Genomic DNA, 18628 nt, shown 5'->3' on the forward strand with positions numbered 1-18628 from the left:
GACCTGCGGTGACGGCGAAGGCCAGCGGCCGTGCTCCGCCGTCGGCGGCCAGGTGGACCTTGGCGCTCAGTCCGCCGCGTGAGCGGTCCGAGCGCGCGATCGGAGGGCTCGCCGGAGCGGGCCGCCCCATTCTGCGTACGCCGGCGACGTGCTGGTGGACCGGGACGACCGTAGGGTCCACTGACACGGTCCAGTCGATGTCGATCCTCGCCGATCTCCCGAACGTGATCCCCGGCCCGCCCGCCTCGTCCAGGCCGTCGGTGAACTCCCGGTAGAACGTGCCGTCGGGACCTCCGCGAACCCCTCGCCCGCGCCCTGTCCTCCTACACCGAGGACACCCACCAGATCCTGGGCGGCATGGGCAGCAGCCAGTACATCACCTCTGCCACCGGCGACGGCTTCTTCCACGACGGCGACAAGACCCACATGGCGGTCACCCAGAAGGACCTGGCCCAGTTCATGCGCGGTCTCTCGGACGACCCGGAGGCGTACGCCACGCTGCACAAGGCCGAGTCCCGCTACATCAGCCTGGAGATGGAGAAGATCCCGCAGGGCGCCACCGGCTTCGCCCAGAGCAATCCGCTGAGCAACGCCGGCGCCGTCCTAGGGGCGTACAGCGCCATCAGGGAGGACGTCCTCAACGACGACCGCACGGCCGCATACAGCGCGGCGGACTGGAAGTCGAGATGGCCTACCACGTCATCGGGGGCGCGGTGACACCGCTGTACTTCACGACAGCCGGCGGCATGTCCATCGCGATCGGCGACTCGATCCAGCGCGGTGTGGACACCTGGGCCTGGGTCATGGGCAACAACCTGAAGGCGGAGGCGGACGTCACGGCGAACGCGGGCATCGCCGACCACTACCTCGAGGCAAACAACCAGCTGAATCTCATGGTCGAGTCATGGGCGGACGGCCGACAGGACATCAACGCCGATGCGAGGGCCGGCCTGAAGGACGAGATCCTCGACGGTCACGACCGAGGAAGCAACGCCACTCACAAGTACCTGACCGACACCACCAACTGACGTGACCCCGTACAGGAAAGGCAGCCATGCCGCAGGAGACCCCCCGCCGCACGACACCAGTCAAGGCATTCATCGTGCTCGGGCTCTGTCTGGCTCTGCTGGGAGGTGTCGGAGCATGGCTGCTGCTCGGCAGGGAGACGGCTGAACCGTGCAACGGCCTGGCCGGGGACGAACGTGTACAGAAGTCAGTGGGCGCGGCCGTCCACCCGGGCATGAGCTGCGCAACCCTTGCCGAGGCCATCGTGAAGGCGTCGGCCGGGGACGCGCCCGGCCGTCACACCCGGGCTCAGGCCCAGGCGCTGAAGGACGTGTTCGTCGCCCTCGGATCCGGAGAACCAGCGGAACTCACCCTGGATCCCGCACTGCGTGTCCCCCTCGCCACCGCCCTGGCCGACTACGCACCCGATCTGCACGCGATGCTCGGCGGCAACGACGTCAACTACGTGACCAGGGCTGGCCCCCAAGCCCCTCCATGGGAATCCGAAGGCACTCACCATCTTGCCGTCTTCACCAACACGCTCAGGGGAGTGCTACTCGCGATGGCGCAGGACCCACATGCCTACGCCCTGCTGCGCCTGACGGAAACCCGGTCCGCGGCTCAGCGGCTCGCCACCGTCCCCACCGACGCAACGGGCTACGCCCTCACCGTCCCCCCGACCGAGAGCGCGCGAGCACTCGGCATCCTCGACGGCATCGCCGACGCGGTCACCCACGGCAAGGACGAGGGACAGGCACGGGCATGGCGCGGGGCCGTTCTGGACGGGCTGCTGAACGGACAGGACTCCCCGAAGAGCGATCAGGATCCCCGGGCCGCCGAACTCTCGGCGGTATGGCTCCAGAACCTGAAGAACGCCCCCGAGGGGGAGCGCTTCGACCGGCTGCGTACGCAAGGCGTCGACATGGCCCGTACGTGGGCCCAGGAACGGAAGATGGATGAACAAACCCAGCAAGGACTGCTCGCCAAAGCCGAACGCAGCACACTCGGCGCGTAACGTGAGATCAAGCCCTGACACATCACGGTGGGCCAGGCCGTCTGGAACGGGCGGCTGGGCCGGGCTCGTCCCGGACACCAGCAGTGCCATGCTGACCACCGACGGCCTGCGGTGGTTCGTCGGCTCCTGAGCGCGACGGCGAACCCGTACGCCAGCTCTACGCGCCCCTTGCCGATGCCCACATCGCCTACGACCGACCGGCGCCCCGCCGTAGAACTCCCCTGCGGCGCCAAGGGTCCTGGTTCGGTCCTCGGCGGCTCGGAGCATGCGGACCCATTCGATCCGCTTCCTGCGCCGGCACTTCGAGCGGTAGGTAGAGCTCCAGGAGGTGGCCGGGGGCCGCAGCCACGGCAGTGACGGCCGCGCTGATCATCCGTGCGCGGCCCCCCGGCCTCTGGACAGGGGGCACGCCCCGGCAGGGATGGGGTCAGTACCGACCGGTCGCAGCAGTCCGGCTTTGGAGGGCGTTGACCAACTGATCGAGCAGGGCGCCGTCTCGGGTCCACACGATCAGTTCCGTGGTCGCATCGTCCGTCTCCACCGAGACGGTGCTCCCGTACGCCGACACCTTGGTGACCCGCGCGCTCCGCGTGGTCGCCGTCAATCCGATTCTGGTCGCTTCGGAGGCCAGGGTGGCATCACGAGAGGTGATCAGCAGGACGCCCCTCAGGGTCCGGGCGGGTCGATCCGCCGAGCGGTACCTGCACTTCAGGGGCACCGTTTCGCCGTCGTGGATCCTGCGGAGTGCTCGTCGGGCGGTTCTGCTGTCGAAGACGCGTCCGCCGAGGGCTCCCAGGTGATCGAGGGTGCTGAAGAAGAGGTACTCGATGATCAAGACCAATGTTCCGTTTCTCGTTCGCTTTCCACGACTGCCTCGTCGTTACAGGAGTTTCGCATTGTCGTGGCGATCCCCCGGACGTCTTCGAGAGCAGCCGCGGGGCTCTCCGCAAGGAGGACGCCGCCGCTGCCCCGCACGATCTCGCCGGTTCCCGCCGCGTGGTGTCGCACCAGTTGGCACGCCACCTGGTCCGCGTCACCGAAGGCCATCGCGCCGTGGCCCACCAGGGCGCCGGCAGCCGACCAAGTGTCGTCGACACGAGCGGGAACGCCCGCCAGGCGGAGCATGGCAGCGTAGTGCTCACCGTTCCGGTGCAGTGCGTGGGCGGTGCGGACCAGCCGACGCGGGTCCCGACCGGGACGAACCACCGCACGGGGAACAACCGAGGCCCTTGCCCGCACGCCCGGCCTGCATCCCGGCAGCGTGGACGACCTGATGGGTCGTCTGCGCCCTGCCCGGCGGCGAGCAAGGGTTCGACATCGCCCGGATCGCCGCCGTGCTGCTCGGCTGGGACCCCGTGCCCAAAGTCACCGTCAACCGCTTCTGCAACTCCTCGCTCCAGGCCATCCGCATGGCCGCGCAGGCAGTGCGCTGCGGCGACGCCGACGTTGTCGTCGCGGCCGGGGTCGAGTCGCAGTCGCAGTCGCGGCTGGCCTACGGCAGCTCCGACACCTGGCCCGACACCGAGAACCCCGCCTTCCGAAGCGCCGGCCGGCGCACCGTTCAGCGCTCCGGGCCGGGCGTGCTGCTGGAGCGACCCGCGCGAACAGGCCCTCGCCGCGCTGTCACCGCGTTCCCGCCCCGACGGGCGCTCACCGCAGGCAACAGCGCCCCCGTCCGACGGGGCTGCCGCCGCCGTGGTGATGTCCGAGAACGACGCACGCGCCCACGACCACATCCCGCTGGCCCGGATCGTGGCCACCGTCGTCTCGGCCGGCACTCCCGAAACCGAAGGCCCCGTACCCGTCACCGCGACCAGGACCGTCCTCACCCGGGCCGGTCCGACCCTCGCGGACCATCGACACCTTCGCCGGCAACGAACCGTTCGCCGCACAGATCCTCGCCTACTGCACCGAGCCGGGCCTGGATCCGGAACGGATGAACCCGCACGGCGGCTCCATCGCCCTCGGCGAGCCCTACGGCGCCGCCGGCGCCCGGCTGACCACCACCGCCCTGATCACCGTCGTCGCCGTCGCCGCCGGCGGCCAAGGCATGGCTGCTCCTGGAACGCACCTCGTAGCCCGCATCGGACGATGCGCTGCCGAGTGGCCGGCGAGGCCGCGGACCGGCCGCGTGGCACCCGGATCCCGGCGAGGCGTGAGCGACGGGGTACTGCTGCCTGCGGTCAGCCGGCCCCTGCGGCCGGGCCTTGGCCGTACCGGGAAGCATCCTCAACCGTGGCGTCCAGGCGTAGTCGTACAGTGGCGCAGCGAGAATCTCCACGCTCCCCGGCCGGTGAAGTGTCACCGTCGGCTTCGGCTACCAGCGAAGGTGAACCGCGCCTCCCACGAGTGCCCGGGACCCATCGGGAGCAGGTACTCACTGCTGTCCCTGTCACGGACAGCGCGCGGGCGCCAGGAAAGCCCCGTCAACGACTGCAGGAGGACAGCGTGCTCACAGCGCACCAGTGGATCGACGCCCTCGGCCTGGAAGCCCACGTGGAGGGCGGGTACTTCCGCCGGACCTTCCAGGCAGACCACCGCCCCCGGATCCGCACACCCCACGGGGACCGCTACACACTGACCTCCATCCACTACCTGCTCACCCACTGGTCCCCGATCGGTCACTGGCACCTGAACCGGTCCGACATCCTGCACTTCCACCACCACGGCGAACCCATCACCTACCACCTGCTCCACCCCGACGGCCGCCACTCCACCGCCGTCCTCGGGCCGGACCCCGGCCAAGGACAGCTCCTCACCCTCGCTGTACCGGGAGGCGTCTGGAAGGCCTCCCACCTCACCGCCGGAGACCACGCCCTGATCAGCGAAGCCGTCGCGCCCGGCTTCGACTACGCCGACATGACCCTCGGCCGGCCCGACGAGCTCATCGCGCGCTTCCCCGCGCATGCCGAGCTCATCCACCGCTACTGCCGCCCCACCCAGCCGCACACGACCGGCACTTCCTCCACGTGACGTAGCTCGTGGCCGGGCCCCATGGGGCGGGGGCACGCTCATCCGCGGACGCGTCCAGGCGCAGGCGCACGGACCGGAGCGGTACCGATGGGCGCTGCCTGAGGAGGCCCGGCAGAGCGAGGGCCGAGATGACCAGGAGGACGGGGTACTGCAGCGAGCCCGCCACGCCCCGCTAGCGCGAGGCCGGCGTCCAGTCCGCGACGAGGTCGAGGAGTCCGGGGAAGCGCGCGTCGAGGTCGTCGACGCGTACGTGGCTGCGCCGCTCCAGACCGTACTGCCGCTGCCTCGTGATGCCCGCTTCGCGCAGCGCCTTGAAGTGGTGGGTGAGGGAGGACTTGGGACGGTCCAGGCCGAACCACCCGCAGGAATGGTCGAACTCCTCCGACTCCAGGAGGAGTTTGCGCACGATCCCCAGGCGCAGAGGATCGCTCAGCGCCCCCAGCACCTTTTCGAGCCGCAGTTCATCCACCGCCGGTTCGGCAAGGGGCTCCGGGAGCCCGGCAGGCTCCGGCAGCACCTTGATGGTGGTCACTGATCGCGTCGTCGCTGACATGGGCCACTCCTCATAACCCGAATCCTATGTACGAGTTGAATCGTACAACATGCTAAGTTCGACTTAACTCGTACATGCCTCGACGGAGGAAACGCTCATGTCGGAAAGTCGAACGGTGCCCAGGTACGCAGCGAGCGGAGCGCGGCACACCAAAGCGGCGCGGACGGCACAGGACTCGGGCCCGGCCACCGCCACCCTGGCGCCCACCTGGTGGGTCTGGCTGGCCGCCTGGCCCGTCACCGCGGTGTTCATCCTGTCCAACGCGGCCACCCCGTTGTACGTGCTGTGGCAGAAGGACATCGGTTTCTCCAAGGGCACCCTGACCGTGATCTTCGCGTTCTACATCGTCGGACTGCTCGGGTCCCTACTCGTCTCGGGCGTGGTCTCCGACCGGCTCGGCCGCAAGCCCGTACTCCTCCCCGCCCTCACCCTCGGCGTCGCGGCATGCGTGATCTTCGCGACCGCCTCGTCGGTGGCCGCGCTGATCGCGGCCCGTCTGTTCACCGGCATCGCCGTCGGCGCCGTCGTCTCCGCCGGCATGGCCGCGGTGACCGATGTGGCCGGACAGGCGCGCAAGCGCCTCGCCGCCCTGCTCGCCTCGTGCGCCATGGTCTTCGGCGCGGGCCTCGGCCCGCTCCTCGCGGGCATCCTGTCCGAGACGGCGCCGGCCCCCACCGTCACCGTCTTCATCGTCGAGATCGTGCTGCTCACGACCGCGATCCTCGCGGTGCTGCGCATGCCCGTACGTCGGCCCACCGCACCCCCGAAGGGCGCTTGGGTCCGCATCCCGGGCGTACCGAAGGGCAACGGCCCGCAACTCGTCCTGGGTATCGCGGTGTTCGCCCCCGGCATCACCGCCACCTCGTTCGTCCTCTCGCTCGGCCCCTCGCTCCTGTCGGGCCTGCTCGGCACCACCAGCCGGGTGGTGGCCGGGGTCATGGCCTTCGCGATGTTCCTCTCGGCCACCGGCGTGCAGTTCGCCGTCCAGAAGTTGCGCCGCCGCACCATCCTGATCACCGGGGCGGCCGGCACCACCCTCAGCATGGCCGCCCTCGTCGTCGCCGTGCACTCCTCGTCGGTGGCGGTCCTCATCGCCTCCGCACTGCTGGCCGGCGCCGGGCAGGGGATGGGCCAGCTGGGCGGGCTCTCGCTGCTCAACTCCACCGTGCCGCCGCGGCGGCTCGCCGAGGCCAACGCGGCCCTCAATGTGGGCGGTTACCTCCCCGCCGGCATCCTTCCGGTCTCCGCCGGCTACCTGAGCGACGCCGTGGGCCTGCCCAATGGGGCGACCGTCTTCGCCGCCGCCCTGACGGCCCTCGCGGTGATCGGCGGCCTCGTGGTGATCAGCACCCGCCGCCGGGCCCCCGAGCCCGCCTGAGCCCCTCGACCGCAGACCGCCGTACGGCGGTACGGACGGATGCCCCGACCCGGCCCCCCCGGCAACCCCGCCCGCCGCGCACACACCGGACAGGATCGACGCACCCAGAACGCGGCCGACGTGTCCGAGGTCGCCGAACGGGCCGGACTCCCCCGGTCAGCGACCCATTCCGCTTCCGGGGCGACTCCGGCCCGTTCGGCCATCGCCCTGCCCCGCGGTCCAGGACACCCGACGGAGCTACGCGACTCGGCGCCCTGCACCCCGCGCGCTTTCACCCGCCGAGAAATCCGCTCATCACCGGGCAGACTGCCGCCCCGTGCCCATGTCGGCCGAACCAGCCCTGTGGGCTCAGGCGTTCCGGCGCCGGGCACGCCCTGCTGACGGTCCGGTAGATTCAGCGATACGGCTGATCTTCAAGGGAGCGGCAACATGCCGCGCGTGCGACACGGGGGCAGTGGGTGCGGAGCGGACACGCGCAGGACCGTCGACGGAAGGCCCTGCTGGAGTGCTGGCGCGCGATCGAACTGTTCAGTCCGCCAACCATCCCGGCACTGCCTCGCCGGCGCCCCGCCGCGCGCTCCGGGCCGAGGGACGAGTGCGTAGTTGACCTGACTCCGGAGCCGGGTCGGGTGCCACCGCTCCTGCCGTGGGCTCCGGACCATCCGGAGACGGGGGCACGGCGGGCACCGCACGGCCGCATGTGGCGGCACGAGGTCTACTGCGGGGTCTTCGATCTGGAACTGCTCCGCCAGGCAATGATCGCCGTACTGCCCGCGGGGACCGATCCCGACCCCGGCGTGCCGCAGACCGAGCTGGTGCTGTCGGGCCAGAGCGCGATGTTCGCGCTGGTCCTGGACGACGAGGGCCGACCGCTCGAAGACACGTCCGTGATCTCCGCGTGCGCCTGGGCGACCGGCCGCCTGTTCGATCCCGGGCCGTCCGCACCGGGGTGGCTGGACGGGTTCGAGGAACTCGACGACGCGTTCGGCAAGGCGATCGACGAGCTTACGGCCACCGCGATCCCTTACGGCCCCACCGCCCCGACCGCCGGAACGGCGTACGAGCGGTGGCCCGGCTCCGCGGCTGGGCCGGGAGCTCCGGCCGGGGCCGGCGGCGGCTGGCAGCGGCTGCTCGCCGAGATCCTGGGCGGCGCTGCCGTCGGCGCGGTCGGGGCCCTGTTCGGCGAGGTCGCCGGCGCCGCCCTGCAGGGCGCCGCGGAACCCCTGGTGCGCCGCGCCGCGGACTGGGTCGCAGCCCGCCGCTCCGCCGAGGAGCAGGTGCAGTCCGGGCGGCCGGACGGCACCCGGGGCGTCCCCGAGGGGGCGTCGGCCGACGGTCCTGACATGTCGACCGAGGCGGATCACGGGGCTGGCACCGGTGCCCGTGCACTCGGGTTCGCCGATCTGGTCGCCCTGACCGCGCAGATCGCCGACCTGTGCGGGGTACGGGACCACCTGCGCCCGCAGGTGGTCCGGGTGCGCAGCAGGCTGGTCCAACGGCCGCGGGACCCGCAGGCGAAGGTCGCCGCCGCCGCGCCGTTCTTGAACAGTCTCCTTCCCCCTGATCTGGCCCGGGTGTCCGCGGCCATCGGGAAGGGGTTCGGCCCGGCGCTGGAGGCGTACCTGACCGAGCTCGACGCGGTAGCCGTGGGGGCGCGGACGGATGTGCGCCGGGAGCGCGGGGTCGTCCTGGAAGGGGTGGCTCCGGACCTGGTTCCGGCCGGCCGCTGGCCCGCACCGGCACGGTTCCCGCTCGCCCTGAGCCAGCAGTTCGCGGTCGACCGCATGCTCGCCGACCGAGCGGGAACCGAGGGCGGGATGTTCTCCGTGAACGGCCCGCCGGGCACGGGCAAGACCACGATGCTGCGGGACCTGGTCGCCGCCCTGGTCGTCGAGCGAGCGGCGGTGCTGGCCACGTTCGACCGGCCCGAGAAGGCGTTCACCGGTCCGGCCTGGCAGGGCAGGGACCGCCAGGGCACCTACCCCCGCACCGTGTCGCGGCTCGACCCGCGGCTGACCGGGTTCGAGATCGTGGTCACCTCCTCCAACAACGGCGCCGTGGAGAACATCACCGCCGAACTGCCCGGCATGGGCGCGCTCGGCGAGCACTGGCACGGCGGCCCCGACCACTTCTCCGACCTCGCCTCCGCGCTCCTCGGCGGGCCAGCCTGGGGTCTAGTCGCGGCGGTGCTCGGCAACAAAACCAACCGCAAGGAGTTCGGAAACCGGTTCTGGTGGGGCCGGCTGCCCGAGAAGGAGACCCAGGCTCGCTCCGCTGCGGGACTGCCGCCGCTGCGCGGCATGCAGGAGGTCCTGCGCGACTGGCTTCCGCCGAAGCCCCCGCCCGGAGGCCGGCGTCCCGTCACCCCGGCGGACCAGGCTGCGGCCGCGGCGGCGGGGCCCGCCCAGCCCGTGCCGTCGTGGACCGACGCCGTCGCTGCGTTCCGTACCGCCCAGGCCGAGGTGGAGCGGCTGCGCGCCGGACGCGCCCGGCTGGCCGGGGCCCTGACGGCCGTCGAGTCCCCGTCGGCCGGGCAGCGGATCGCGGACCTGGAAGCCGCCGTGTCCCGGGCCGACCAGCAGGTCGCCGCCGCCACGACGGTCCTGGACCGGGCCGCCGCCGGCACCGCTGCCGCCCGGACCGCCACCGCGGCGGCCGAGGCCGGATACGGGGCGGCCTCCGAACACGTACCGCGGGCCCGCCAGGAGCTGGCCACCGTCCGCGCGGACCTGTCGGCCGCCCGCGAACTGGCCGCTCACCATCGCGCGCACGTGACCGCGCTGACCGCACGCCACGACGCTCCCCCGGCCGTCGAGCGCGGCCTGCGCGGCGGGCTGCGCCGCTTGCTGCAGAGCACGGCCGACCGGCAGGCCGCCGAACGGCAGCAGGAGCACACCCAGGCCGAGATCGCGCACCTGCTCGTCCAGCAGCGCACCGCGCTCGAGGACTCCCTGGAGCAGGTCGCCGCGGCCGTACGCGCCGAGTCCCTCGCCGCCGACCGGCACACCCGATCCGGCACCGTCGTCGACGAGGCCGCCGCCGGCCTCACCGCAGCCCTCGACCACGAACGGGCCGCGAGCGCGCGGGAGGCCGTGGCAGCCGCCGCCCTCCGACACGCCCGGCACATCGCAGACGCGGCCCGCCGCGACCTGCGGGCCGCCGTGGCCGAACTCGACGGCTGCCACCGCGAACTGCGGGAGGCTGCCCGGACGCTGCCGTCCCTGCCGCTCGGCTGGTCGCACCTCGCCGAAGCCGACCAGGAACTCGGCTCGCCCTGGTCCGACGAGGCCTGGTCCACCGCGCGCAGCGACCTGTTCCTGCGCGCCCTCGACCTGCACCGCGCCTTCGCCGCCGGCGCCGCGAAGAAGGTCCGCGGCAACCTCCAGGTCCTCATGGAGTTGATGGCCGGCACCAACGGGCCCGTACCCGACGAGGAGGTCGAACACGCCTGGCAGACCCTGTTCCTCCTTGTGCCCGTCGTCTCCACCACCTTCTCCTCCATCGGCAGCATGTTCGCCCGCCTCGGCCGGGAGTCGATCGGCTGGGTCCTCGTCGACGAGGCCGGGCAGGCCACCCCGCAAGCCGCCGCCGGCGCTCTGTGGCGCGCCCGCCGCGCCGTCCTGGTCGGCGATCCGCTCCAGCTCGAACCCGTCGTCACCATGCCCACGGCCCTGCAGCGCCGGCTGCTGAACGCCTACGGAGTCGACGAGCACTGGCTGCCCTCGGCCACCTCGGCCCAGGCCGTCGCCGACCGGACCAACCGCTACGGCACCTACCTGCCGGCCCCGGACACCGACGACGAGCCCGTCTGGGTGGGCTCTCCGCTGCGCGTGCACCGCCGCTGCGAAGAGCCGATGTTCACGGTCAGCAACGAGGTCGCCTACGGCGGCCTCATGGTCTACGGCACCGCACCCAAGGCGTTCCCCGATGCGGAACGGGACGGCCTGCTGCCCAGCCGCTGGCTCAACACCGACGACCCGGGCCGCCCGTCCGAGGCCCCGTGGGGCGAACGCGACCGTCGGGCCTTCGAGTTCGTCCTCGACCACTTGCACCGGCAGGGCGTCACCGTCGAGCGCGTACGCGTCATCGCCCCCTTCCGGGCCCTCGTCGCCGAGTGCCAGAAGATCTGCCGCGGTCGTGACGGCTGGACGTCCGGACTGATCGAGGAGCGCTGCGCCACCGTTCACCGGGCCCAGGGCAAGGAAGCCGATGTCGTCGTCCTCGTGCTCGGCGGCGGTCGGCCCGGCGCCCGCGAGTGGGCGGCCCGCACCCCGCACCTGCTCAACGTCGCCGCGAGCCGCGCCAAACGCCGCCTCTACGTCATCGGCGAGCGCAGCCTGTGGGCCCCGCTGCCGCACTTCGACGTCCTCGCCTCCGAGCTGACGGAGTTCCATCACCTCCGCGACCACGCCACCTGGCCGCCGGAGGGCGAGTAACCGCCGACGAAACGGCAGAGCAGAGGGCTACACGGGCATCACGATACGACGCCGCAAGCCCGACTCAAGGCGCAAGCCAGAATCGACCCCTTGGCCCGTGCACAACAGATTCCACTCATCCTCAGAACGGAAGCTGGCCGACTCGCGCCTTACAACGGCTAACACAATGAGGTGAGTTGCCTTGCGGCACCTGACGACAGCAGTACGGTCGGGTGATCGCGCGAGTCGGCCTGGTGGTTACATGTCGCGCCAGTTCACGAACACGTGCGGCCCTGATCCCGCGATCGGCTCGCTGAACGGATCCACCGCGCCGGTAAGGACGGCCAGGCAGAACTGTGCCATGCCACCGTCGAAGACCGTCCAGCGGTTCGCCCCCCACGGCGCCTGCCTCCGAAAAGTGACCACCCTCCAGCTGTCGGGTGCGCCCTTTCGTAGCCAGAAGGCGACATCGCTGCTCGCCGAGTCCGCGAAGGGCAACAGGAGCGGCAAGCCTTGCCTTCCAAGGAGAGCGCCCAGTTCCTGGCAGTCCCGGTCCGAGAGTGCGGGATCGACTCTGTCGAGGAGATCCCCATACGGCGATCCCGGGACGGGAGGCGTACTGACGGACAGGTATTCGTCGATCTCTCCCCCGCCGTACGACTCCACGAACTCGCGATAGTCCGCAGGGAGTTCCAACTGCGCCGTGTCGGAGAGCCCTTCCCAGTCCACCGCGTCCCCTCCGGAGACAGGTGGCGGGAGTAGCTGACGCAGGCGAGCGACAGCAGGCTGAGGCATATCAGAGTTCCTTCCTCGTCGCTGTGGGTCGCCGGTCTCGGCGGCTGCCAAGAGAGGTCAAACATGGCCACCGGTGCGGTTGTCGGCTGCGGTCCGGAGGTGCTTGAGTTCCGTCCAGCAGCGCAAAACAGCTAACACAATGATTTCACTCGTCGGAAGGTGATGAGGCAGCAGGCCAGTCTGAGGAAGGCCTCATGGATGTCGGCCCGACGTTCCCAGCGGATCCTCAGGCGTCGGAAGCCGTGCAGCCACGGAAACGCCGCTCGACCACCCACCGGTAGGTGCCCAGCCCGGTGCCATGCCGCGTTCCACGGCGGGCAATCGCCGGCACGATGCCGCGATCGCGGACCTGGTCCCGGTAGACGTCGTGGTCATAGCCACGGTCGGCAAACACAGAGTCGGGCTTGCGGCGGGGACGGCCGACACGGCCGCGGACCGGTGGGATGGCGTCGAGCAACGGCAGCAGCTGGGTGACGTCATTGCGGTTGCCGCCGGTCAGCAGGACCGCGAGCGGGGTGCCGTGCCCGTCGGTGATCAAGTGGTGCTTTGAGCCGGCCCGGCCCCGATCGACCGGCGACGGACCCGTATGGCTCCCCCTTGTAGGGCCCTGACGTGGGAGGAGTCGACCACGCAGCGGGACCAGTCCAGCCGCAGGGCCGCGTTTAGCTCGGCCAGAAGCACCTCGCGCAGTTGCTGCCACACGCCAGCCTCGTTCCAGTCCCGCAGTCTGCGCCAGCACGTCATGCCCGAGCCGAAGCCCAGCTCCTTCGGCAGGTACTCCCACTGGATACCGGTGTGCAGCACGTACAGGATCCCGGACAGCACCTGTCGGTCCGGCAGCGGCTTGCGGCCCGAGTACCGGAAGCGCCGCTCACGTTGAGGCAGTAGCGGCTCCAGGCGGTCTGGGCTTGATCCGCTTTGACGGACATTCGAGATCAGGGGTTCGTCCCCGGGAGGATGTCCATCATGGAGAGCATGGGGAAGAAGAAGCCTCGCCCTCGCCGTTCGTTCACGTCGGAGTTCAAGGCCGAGATCGTCGAGCTGTGCCGGCGCGGTGACCGCTCGGTCGGTCAGATAGCCAAGGACTTCGATCTGACCGAGACCGCGGTGCGGGACTGGGTCAAGCAGGCCGAGGTCGACGCGGGCGAGCGAGACGGGCTGACCAGCAGCGAGCGTGAGGAGCTGGCCGCGCTGCGGCGGGAGAACCGCCGCCTGCGCGAGGACGTCGACATCCTCAAGCGGGCCACGGCTTTCTTCGCGAAGGAGACCCGGTGACGGTGCACCCGTTCATCGAGGCGGAGAAGCAGAGCAACCACAACGTCAAACGCGCGTGTGAACTGCTCAAGGTCTCCCGCACCGCCTTCTATGCCCGCCGCAACGGAACTCCCGGCCCCCGCGCGGTCCGCGACCTGGAGCTGACCGTGAAGATCACCGAGGCCCACGAGCACTCCCGTGGCACCTACGGGGCCCCACGCCTCCACGCCGTTCTGCAACGCGAGGGCGAAAGATGCGGACGGCGCCGCGTGGCCAGACTGATGCGGGACGCCGGACTCGAAGGCCGGCACCGCAGGCGGCGACACGTGACCACCGCCCCCGACCCGCGGGCCGCCGCGAGGCCCGACCTCATCGGGCGCGACTTCGCACCCGACCCGGCCGCACTCGACGTCCGCTGGTGCGGCGACATCACGTATATCCCGACCGATCAGGGCTGGCTCTACCTGGCCACCGTCATCGACATCGCCTCCCGCCGTGTCGTCGGCTGGGCAACCGCCGATCATCTGCGGACCGACCTGGTCGCCGAAGCCCTTACGACCGCCTGCCGGCGGCGCCGCCCCGCCCGGCCGGTGATCTTCCACTCGGACCGCGGATGCCAGTACACCAGCCAGCAATTCGCGTCCCTGGCAGGTGAGTTCGACGTCCAGCTATCGGTCGGCCGCACCGGACAGTGCTGGGACAACGCCCTCGCCGAGTCCTTCTTCGCGACGATCAAACGGGAACTGCTCGGCACGAAACCCTGGCCCAGCAGGGCTCTCGCCCGCACTGCGATCTTCGAGTGGATCGAGAGCTGGTACAACTTGCAGCGGCTACACAGCAGCCTCGGCTACCGAAGTCCCGCCGAATACGAGACCGTACTCGCGGCCTGACCACCACACCAATGGTGTCCGTCAAAGCGGAGCAAGCTCAGTCCCACAGCTCATCCGGCACGGTCCACGGCAAGTTCCCCACGCCGGGGTGAACGCTCAACTTCCACCCAGGGCACTGCTGTCAGAGCCGATCCACCTCATTGTGTTAGCCGTTGTTAGACCGTGTCCTATGTGGTGAGGCGGACGAGTCGCTTGTAGCAACAGATGGCGGCGGCGAGATCGAGGAAGGCCAGGTAGTTGCGGGGTTGGCGTTCGTAGCGGTGGTTGAGCCGGCGGTACCCGGTCAGCCATGACATGGTCCGTTCGATCACCCACCGGCGGCGCCCGAGTCGTTCTGATGACTCGATGCCTTTGCGGGCGATGCGGACGCCGATCCGTTTGCCACGAAGCCATTTCCGCAGTTCAGGTATGTCGTAGGCCCGCTGTCGTGGGTGTTGGCCGCTGAGAGGCCGACGACCATGGGCAGTCCGGCCGCGTCCGACAAGACGTGCATCTTGGAGCCCGGCTTGCCCCGGTCCACGGGGCTCGGACCTGTGAGTTCGCCCCCTGTTTAGCCCGCACGTGTGCGGAGTCGAGGACGATGCGGGAAAGATCGAGGAGGCCGGCGTTGTCAAGGCGGTGCAGGATCTCCTCGTGCAGCCGGCCCCAGACTCCGGCCCGCGACCAGATCAGGAACCGACGATGGGCCGTCGACTTCGAGATCCCGAAACATGGTGGCAGTGCCCGCCAGGCACAGCCGCTGACAAGCACGTAGATGATCGCCGCGAACAGCGTCTCATCAGGCGTGTCCTGCGTCCCGCCGCCCTGCGACCGCACCTTCGACGGCGGGATCAGCGGCTTCGCGATCTCCCACAACCCGTCCGGAACAATCCAACTCCACGTACCCCGCCCCATGACGGGCTCAACGACACCTCACCACATAGGACACGGTCTTAGCTGCGGGAGGCGGCGCCCGGCACCGCTGGGACCTGCTTGTCGTGGTGGTACGGCCGGACAGCAGCAGCCCGGAGACCATCGCCTTCACCGCCGGCCCGGCTCTCGTACTCCCGGCGGGCCTTGCGCTGGGCCGGGACTGCCGAGAGGCCCGGGCCGCCGTCGAGCGGCTGGCACTGGGCGAGGAGCTGACGGTGCGCCGCGGTGGCGGCGGTGGCGTGCAGGGTGTGGCCCTGGCCTCGCCGCACGGCCACGCCCTGGTCGAGCGCGGCCCGCTCGGCGGGCTCCAACTCGGGCGGTGCGGAGGAAGTCGGCGACCTTTCCCGGCATGTCGAGGGTGACATGGCCGTGGAACAGACCACCCGCCTCGGTCGCCGACGCCCAGCGGGTCTACACCGAGTTGACCGCCGGACGAGAAGACCGGGAAGCCGCGTTCGCTGCCTGACCTGGGCAAGCAGTCCATGGCCTTCGAGCTCTCGAAGGGCGAGGCCCACGCCTACGTCCGGGTCGGCACGGTCGTGGTCTACGTCTCGGAGCGGGGCAGCCACGACGACTACAAGCCTGCCGTCCTCGAGTCCCTGGCCAGGACGGCCGCCACCTGGGCCCAGCAGGCCCAGGACGGCAAGACCCCGGCGCGGAGGTTACGTAGCGACCCGGACCGGATTCGTCGCCCCGGACGCCGGTCCGCTGCCGGGCCGGCAGCCCGCACCGGGGTTTCGTCACGCCGTCACGGGGTTTCGTAACGGTCGCCGGCCGTGGCCGGGGCCGCCCCCTGCTGCGCGGCGGCCAGGCGGGTGCGCTCGCGGTAGGCGCGGGAGCGGCAGGCAGGCGAGCAGTACCGGGCCGGACGCCCGTTGACCGGACCCGCGGGCCGGGGCGGCAGGGGGTCGCCACAGGCGGGACAGGCGGGACGGGCGGAGGCGGCGGGACAGGCGGGACGGGCGGAGGCGGCGGGCCCGGCGGACGCTGCGGCGCCGGCCTCCGCGGTCTCTCCGTCTCCGGCGTCTCCGGCGTCTCCGGCGTCTCCGGCGTCTCCGGCGACCACTGTGGTCTCACCGACCTCAGCGGGCTTTCTGGCCTCTGTGGCCCCGGCGACCTCTACGGCCTCCGCGCCCACGGGCGTCGGTACGTGGTGCCGGGTCAGCCCCTGCCGTTCGGCGATGACGCCCGCTTCGAAGCGGCTGTGGGCTCCGAGGGTCTCCAAGAGCTCCGAGACGTGCCGACGGCAGGTGCGGAGGGAGATGCCGAGGCGGCGGGCGATGGTGTCGTCCTTGAGGCCCTTGGCAAGCAGGACGAGGATGGCCTGCTTCATGGTCCGGGAGACGTCGGACGCGGCCTGGGGGCCGGTGGCGTACGGGGTGGCGTTGGCCCAGTCCCGTTCGAAGACGTCCAGGAGGTAGCCGAGGAGGTCGGGTTCGCGGATGAGCAGCGCGCCGCCGGAGCGGGCGGGGAGCAGGGCCAGGGCCCGGTCCACGATGATCATCTGGGGCAGGACCTCGGGCAGGGTACGGATCTCGGCGCCGGCGGCGACCAGTTGCTCGGCGTGGGTGCGGGTGGGCTGGTCGAAGCGGGTGGCGTGCTGGTAGAGGCTGCGCATGCGGATGCCGCGTTCCAGGAGGGCCAGGTCGCGCGGCAGGGCTTCACGCAGGGCGGCGACGGGGAAGGAGCCGCCGTGCTTGGAGACCAGGACCTCGCTGTGGCAGGAGTCGATGACGTCGGTGAGCAGGGTGCGGACCGCGAACTTGTCGGGTAGGTGGTCGATGGTGCCCTGGGGGAAGGCGTGCTGGCGGGCCTGGAGGTAGACGGGCGTGAGGGCGGCGAGGCTGTCCTGCTCCGCCTGGATCCGGCGGCGCTGGGTGCGCAGGGTCTCTTCCTGGGCGCGTAGCGCGGCGTCCCGGTCGGAGAGCAGCCGGCTCGCGGCGGCCTGCGGGCTGACCGGCTGCCAGCGCACGCCCTGGGTCCCGGCGGCGGGGAGCTCCTGGAGGAGGCAGGCGGCGAGGAGGGAGTCCAGGGCCCGGGCCGCCTCGTGGTCGTCGATGCCGGTCTCCGCCGCGGCCCGGGCCAGGGTGTCCCGGGTGAGGTGGGCGTGGACGACGGTCCAGCGGTAGAGCAGGACCGCGGCGCCGTCGAGTCCCTGTATTCCCGCCGACCCGCCGTCACCTGCTGGTTCGTCCACGGAACCCCTCCTAAAAGTGCATGGCACACAGATGATGCCCGGCAGGGCTGCCGCCGCCGGCGCCGGGTTGGCACAGTGGTGATCACAGTCGGCCGGGACGGGCGGCGGTTCACACAGGACCACACACCGGCGGAGTGACCGCCGCCGGGTGACAGCAGGAGTTGACGCACATGCGGGGAAACACGCGCCGGGCCATGGTGGCCTTCGTACTGGCCGCGGGCATCACGACGGGCGGCCTCGCCGCCTCCGACGTCGCCGCCGCTTCGGAGCTGCCCGGCACTGGGCATCGGGTCGGCGTCGGCGTGGAGATCCCGGGGCTCGACCCCGGCAAGGACTGCATCGTGACGACCGCGTGGGGTGATACCACCTGCCCGGCCCGGCAGTACTAGACCTCCCGGAGGAACGGGAGAGGGGGCGGCGGGTTCCATCCGCCGTCGGTTGGGTGGTCGTGGGCCCTTTCCCGATTGAGCAGTAGGCGCGGAGCGACAACGGTACGCGCGGCACATGCGGCAAGCGCGGCAGGCGTGGCTCACCGGGCACGTGGCACACAGGCCTGACGCAGCGGCCTGACACACGCGCGAACACAGCGCCTGGCCACCGTCGTCGACCGGCGGTGGCCAGGCGCGCCCTTTTCACACCCCTCACCGAAGGCTCAACCACCATGAAAGCGCCCAAGCGGGACAAGTCGTCACGGCGCCGGACGACCGTCGCGGCGAGCCTGGCCCTGGCCGGTACCCTGCTCGCCGTCCCGTACATCGCCCAGGCCGCCACCGCCGACGAACCGGTCTCCGGACCGGTCCAGGCGCCCCCTCCGAACTGGGTCCGGCCGAACATCGGGGGCTCCTGGACCGCGTGGCAAGTGGCGCCGAACGGGGGCTGAGTACCGGCTCGGGGTCCGGCAGGGAGCGCGCCCCGCGTGACCAGGATGGTGTCCGTCCCGTGCACGTGGAACTTCACCCGCCAGCCCGTCATTCGTAGGCGATGGACTTCGCCCGCACCGTCAAGAAGGCCGTCCCCCGCCAGCGGGTCATCCTCACCGTGCACGAAACGAAGCGCCTCGGACGCGGCACCGCCGAACTCCCGGCCGTCACCGAACTCCTGGCCATCGCCGAGGACCTACGCCACCACGACATCCAGACGGACCATCGATTCACCCTGAAAGGAATTTTCAACAGTGAGCAGTAAAGCTCATTCGAGTCGACTGCAGAAACGCTTCCCTCTCATAGGGGCTCTGCTCTGCG

General features: G+C 71.0%; 19 protein-coding genes and 2 pseudogenes. 14 read left to right on the plus strand and 7 right to left on the minus strand.

Annotated features, from left to right (window positions below; genetic code table 11):
- Positions 1 to 357: 357 nt before the first annotated feature.
- From OG386_RS08050 to OG386_RS08060, 3 genes are read left to right on the plus strand one after another with little or no spacing between them, the layout of a single operon-like run.
- Positions 358 to 717 carry a hypothetical protein gene (locus OG386_RS08050; protein ID WP_328787475.1) on the plus strand — a complete coding sequence of 120 codons (360 nt, stop codon included), beginning with the start codon at positions 358 to 360 and terminating at the stop codon, positions 715 to 717.
- A complete protein-coding gene (locus OG386_RS08055; RefSeq protein ID WP_328787476.1) occupies positions 687 to 1028 on the plus strand; it encodes a hypothetical protein in 342 nt (113 codons plus the stop codon). Before OG386_RS08050 ends, OG386_RS08055 begins: the two co-directional genes overlap by 31 nt.
- Before the next feature lie 26 nt (positions 1029 to 1054).
- Positions 1055 to 2020 (plus strand): hypothetical protein, encoded by a 966-nt coding sequence (locus tag OG386_RS08060; protein ID WP_328787477.1) that lies wholly within the window; start codon positions 1055 to 1057, stop codon positions 2018 to 2020.
- 427 nt (positions 2021 to 2447) lie between these two features.
- Here OG386_RS08060 and OG386_RS08065 read toward each other — a convergent pair whose 3' ends face one another.
- A complete protein-coding gene (locus OG386_RS08065; RefSeq protein WP_328787478.1) occupies positions 2448 to 2855 on the minus strand; it encodes a hypothetical protein in 408 nt (135 codons plus the stop codon).
- Positions 2856 to 3309: 454 nt separating this feature from the next.
- Between OG386_RS08065 and OG386_RS46900 the strand changes: the two genes are divergently transcribed.
- The 3 genes from OG386_RS46900 to OG386_RS08070 are packed head-to-tail and all read left to right on the plus strand — an operon-like array spanning position 3310 to position 4993.
- Complete coding sequence (locus OG386_RS46900; protein ID WP_405790871.1) at positions 3310 to 3960, plus strand: beta-ketoacyl synthase N-terminal-like domain-containing protein; 651 nt, start codon at positions 3310 to 3312, stop codon at positions 3958 to 3960.
- The gene (locus OG386_RS46905; protein WP_405790869.1) at positions 3876 to 4601 is read left to right on the plus strand and encodes a hypothetical protein; all 726 of its coding nucleotides are present in this window, start codon (positions 3876 to 3878) and stop codon (positions 4599 to 4601) included. Before OG386_RS46900 ends, OG386_RS46905 begins: the two co-directional genes overlap by 85 nt.
- Complete coding sequence (locus tag OG386_RS08070) at positions 4490 to 4993, plus strand: cupin domain-containing protein (protein ID WP_405790868.1); 504 nt, start codon at positions 4490 to 4492, stop codon at positions 4991 to 4993. The genes OG386_RS46905 and OG386_RS08070 overlap by 112 nt, the downstream gene beginning before the upstream one ends.
- A 172-nt stretch (positions 4994 to 5165) precedes the next feature.
- Here OG386_RS08070 and OG386_RS08075 read toward each other — a convergent pair whose 3' ends face one another.
- A complete protein-coding gene (locus OG386_RS08075) occupies positions 5166 to 5546 on the minus strand; it encodes an ArsR/SmtB family transcription factor (protein ID WP_328787480.1) in 381 nt (126 codons plus the stop codon).
- Positions 5547 to 5643: 97 nt separating this feature from the next.
- Here OG386_RS08075 and OG386_RS08080 point away from each other — a divergent pair, with 97 nt between their 5' ends.
- Positions 5644 to 6924, plus strand: coding sequence for an MFS transporter (locus OG386_RS08080; protein ID WP_328787481.1), 1281 nt, complete (start codon positions 5644 to 5646; stop codon positions 6922 to 6924).
- Between the two features lie 698 nt (positions 6925 to 7622).
- Positions 7623 to 11360: a DEAD/DEAH box helicase gene (locus OG386_RS08085; RefSeq protein WP_328787482.1), complete on the plus strand. Its 3738-nt coding sequence runs from the start codon at positions 7623 to 7625 to the stop codon at positions 11358 to 11360.
- 237 nt (positions 11361 to 11597) lie between these two features.
- On the opposite strand, the gene OG386_RS08090 is transcribed toward OG386_RS08085, so the two are convergent.
- Positions 11598 to 12068, minus strand: a complete 471-nt coding sequence (locus OG386_RS08090) for an SMI1/KNR4 family protein (RefSeq protein WP_328787483.1) — start codon at positions 12066 to 12068, stop codon at positions 11598 to 11600.
- A 197-nt stretch (positions 12069 to 12265) separates the two neighbouring features.
- Positions 12266 to 13070: pseudogene (locus tag OG386_RS08095) on the minus strand (IS5 family transposase).
- Between the two features lie 30 nt (positions 13071 to 13100).
- On the opposite strand from OG386_RS08095, the gene OG386_RS08100 reads away from it, so the two are divergent.
- Complete coding sequence (locus tag OG386_RS08100; protein WP_032759650.1) at positions 13101 to 13409, plus strand: IS3 family transposase; 309 nt, start codon at positions 13101 to 13103, stop codon at positions 13407 to 13409.
- Positions 13406 to 14278, plus strand: a complete 873-nt coding sequence (locus OG386_RS08105) for an IS3 family transposase (RefSeq protein WP_328786315.1) — start codon at positions 13406 to 13408, stop codon at positions 14276 to 14278. Before OG386_RS08100 ends, OG386_RS08105 begins: the two co-directional genes overlap by 4 nt.
- 167 nt (positions 14279 to 14445) lie before the next feature.
- Here the strand turns inward: OG386_RS08105 and OG386_RS08110 are convergent.
- Positions 14446 to 15172: pseudogene (locus OG386_RS08110) on the minus strand (IS5 family transposase).
- 38 nt (positions 15173 to 15210) lie between these two features.
- Positions 15211 to 15555 carry a hypothetical protein gene (locus OG386_RS08115; protein ID WP_328787484.1) on the minus strand — a complete coding sequence of 115 codons (345 nt, stop codon included), beginning with the start codon at positions 15553 to 15555 and terminating at the stop codon, positions 15211 to 15213.
- Positions 15556 to 15672: 117 nt separating this feature from the next.
- Between OG386_RS08115 and OG386_RS08120 the strand changes: the two genes are divergently transcribed.
- Entirely contained in the window at positions 15673 to 15954 is a 282-nt protein-coding gene (locus OG386_RS08120; protein WP_328787485.1) for a hypothetical protein, read from the plus strand.
- Here OG386_RS08120 and OG386_RS08125 read toward each other — a convergent pair.
- A complete protein-coding gene (locus OG386_RS08125; protein ID WP_328787486.1) occupies positions 15939 to 17387 on the minus strand; it encodes a helix-turn-helix transcriptional regulator in 1449 nt (482 codons plus the stop codon). The genes OG386_RS08120 and OG386_RS08125 overlap by 16 nt on opposite strands.
- Positions 17388 to 17557: 170 nt before the next feature.
- Between OG386_RS08125 and OG386_RS08130 the strand changes: the two genes are divergently transcribed.
- From OG386_RS08130 to OG386_RS08140, 3 genes are all read left to right on the plus strand, one after another.
- Positions 17558 to 17776, plus strand: a complete 219-nt coding sequence (locus tag OG386_RS08130) for a hypothetical protein (RefSeq protein ID WP_328787487.1) — start codon at positions 17558 to 17560, stop codon at positions 17774 to 17776.
- Positions 17777 to 18048: 272 nt separating this feature from the next.
- Entirely contained in the window at positions 18049 to 18267 is a 219-nt protein-coding gene (locus OG386_RS08135; protein WP_328787488.1) for a hypothetical protein, read from the plus strand.
- Positions 18268 to 18368: 101 nt separating this feature from the next.
- The gene (locus tag OG386_RS08140; RefSeq protein WP_328787489.1) at positions 18369 to 18572 is read left to right on the plus strand and encodes a hypothetical protein; all 204 of its coding nucleotides are present in this window, start codon (positions 18369 to 18371) and stop codon (positions 18570 to 18572) included.
- Positions 18573 to 18628 lie beyond the last annotated feature (56 nt).

This window comes from Streptomyces sp. NBC_00273, assembly GCF_036178145.1.
Lineage (GTDB): Bacteria > Actinomycetota > Actinomycetes > Streptomycetales > Streptomycetaceae > Streptomyces.

What these genes read in the sequence shown, in the direction of transcription:
- OG386_RS08080 (WP_328787481.1), top strand. Translation starts at nt 5,644, where the DNA reads ATGTCGGAAAGTCGAACGGTGCCCAGGTACGCAGCGAGCGGAGCGCGG.
- OG386_RS08100 (WP_032759650.1), top strand. Translation starts at nt 13,101, where the DNA reads ATGGAGAGCATGGGGAAGAAGAAGCCTCGCCCTCGCCGTTCGTTCACG.
- OG386_RS08120 (WP_328787485.1), top strand. Translation starts at nt 15,673, where the DNA reads ATGGCCTTCGAGCTCTCGAAGGGCGAGGCCCACGCCTACGTCCGGGTC.
- OG386_RS08075 (WP_328787480.1), bottom strand. Translation starts at nt 5,546, where the DNA reads ATGTCAGCGACGACGCGATCAGTGACCACCATCAAGGTGCTGCCGGAG.
- OG386_RS08130 (WP_328787487.1), top strand. Translation starts at nt 17,558, where the DNA reads ATGCGGGGAAACACGCGCCGGGCCATGGTGGCCTTCGTACTGGCCGCG.
- OG386_RS08135 (WP_328787488.1), top strand. Translation starts at nt 18,049, where the DNA reads ATGAAAGCGCCCAAGCGGGACAAGTCGTCACGGCGCCGGACGACCGTC.
- OG386_RS08050 (WP_328787475.1), top strand. Translation starts at nt 358, where the DNA reads ATGGGCAGCAGCCAGTACATCACCTCTGCCACCGGCGACGGCTTCTTC.
- OG386_RS08060 (WP_328787477.1), top strand. Translation starts at nt 1,055, where the DNA reads ATGCCGCAGGAGACCCCCCGCCGCACGACACCAGTCAAGGCATTCATC.
- OG386_RS08115 (WP_328787484.1), bottom strand. Translation starts at nt 15,555, where the DNA reads ATGTCACCCTCGACATGCCGGGAAAGGTCGCCGACTTCCTCCGCACCG.
- OG386_RS08085 (WP_328787482.1), top strand. Translation starts at nt 7,623, where the DNA reads ATGTGGCGGCACGAGGTCTACTGCGGGGTCTTCGATCTGGAACTGCTC.
- OG386_RS08140 (WP_328787489.1), top strand. Translation starts at nt 18,369, where the DNA reads ATGGACTTCGCCCGCACCGTCAAGAAGGCCGTCCCCCGCCAGCGGGTC.
- OG386_RS08055 (WP_328787476.1), top strand. Translation starts at nt 687, where the DNA reads ATGGCCTACCACGTCATCGGGGGCGCGGTGACACCGCTGTACTTCACG.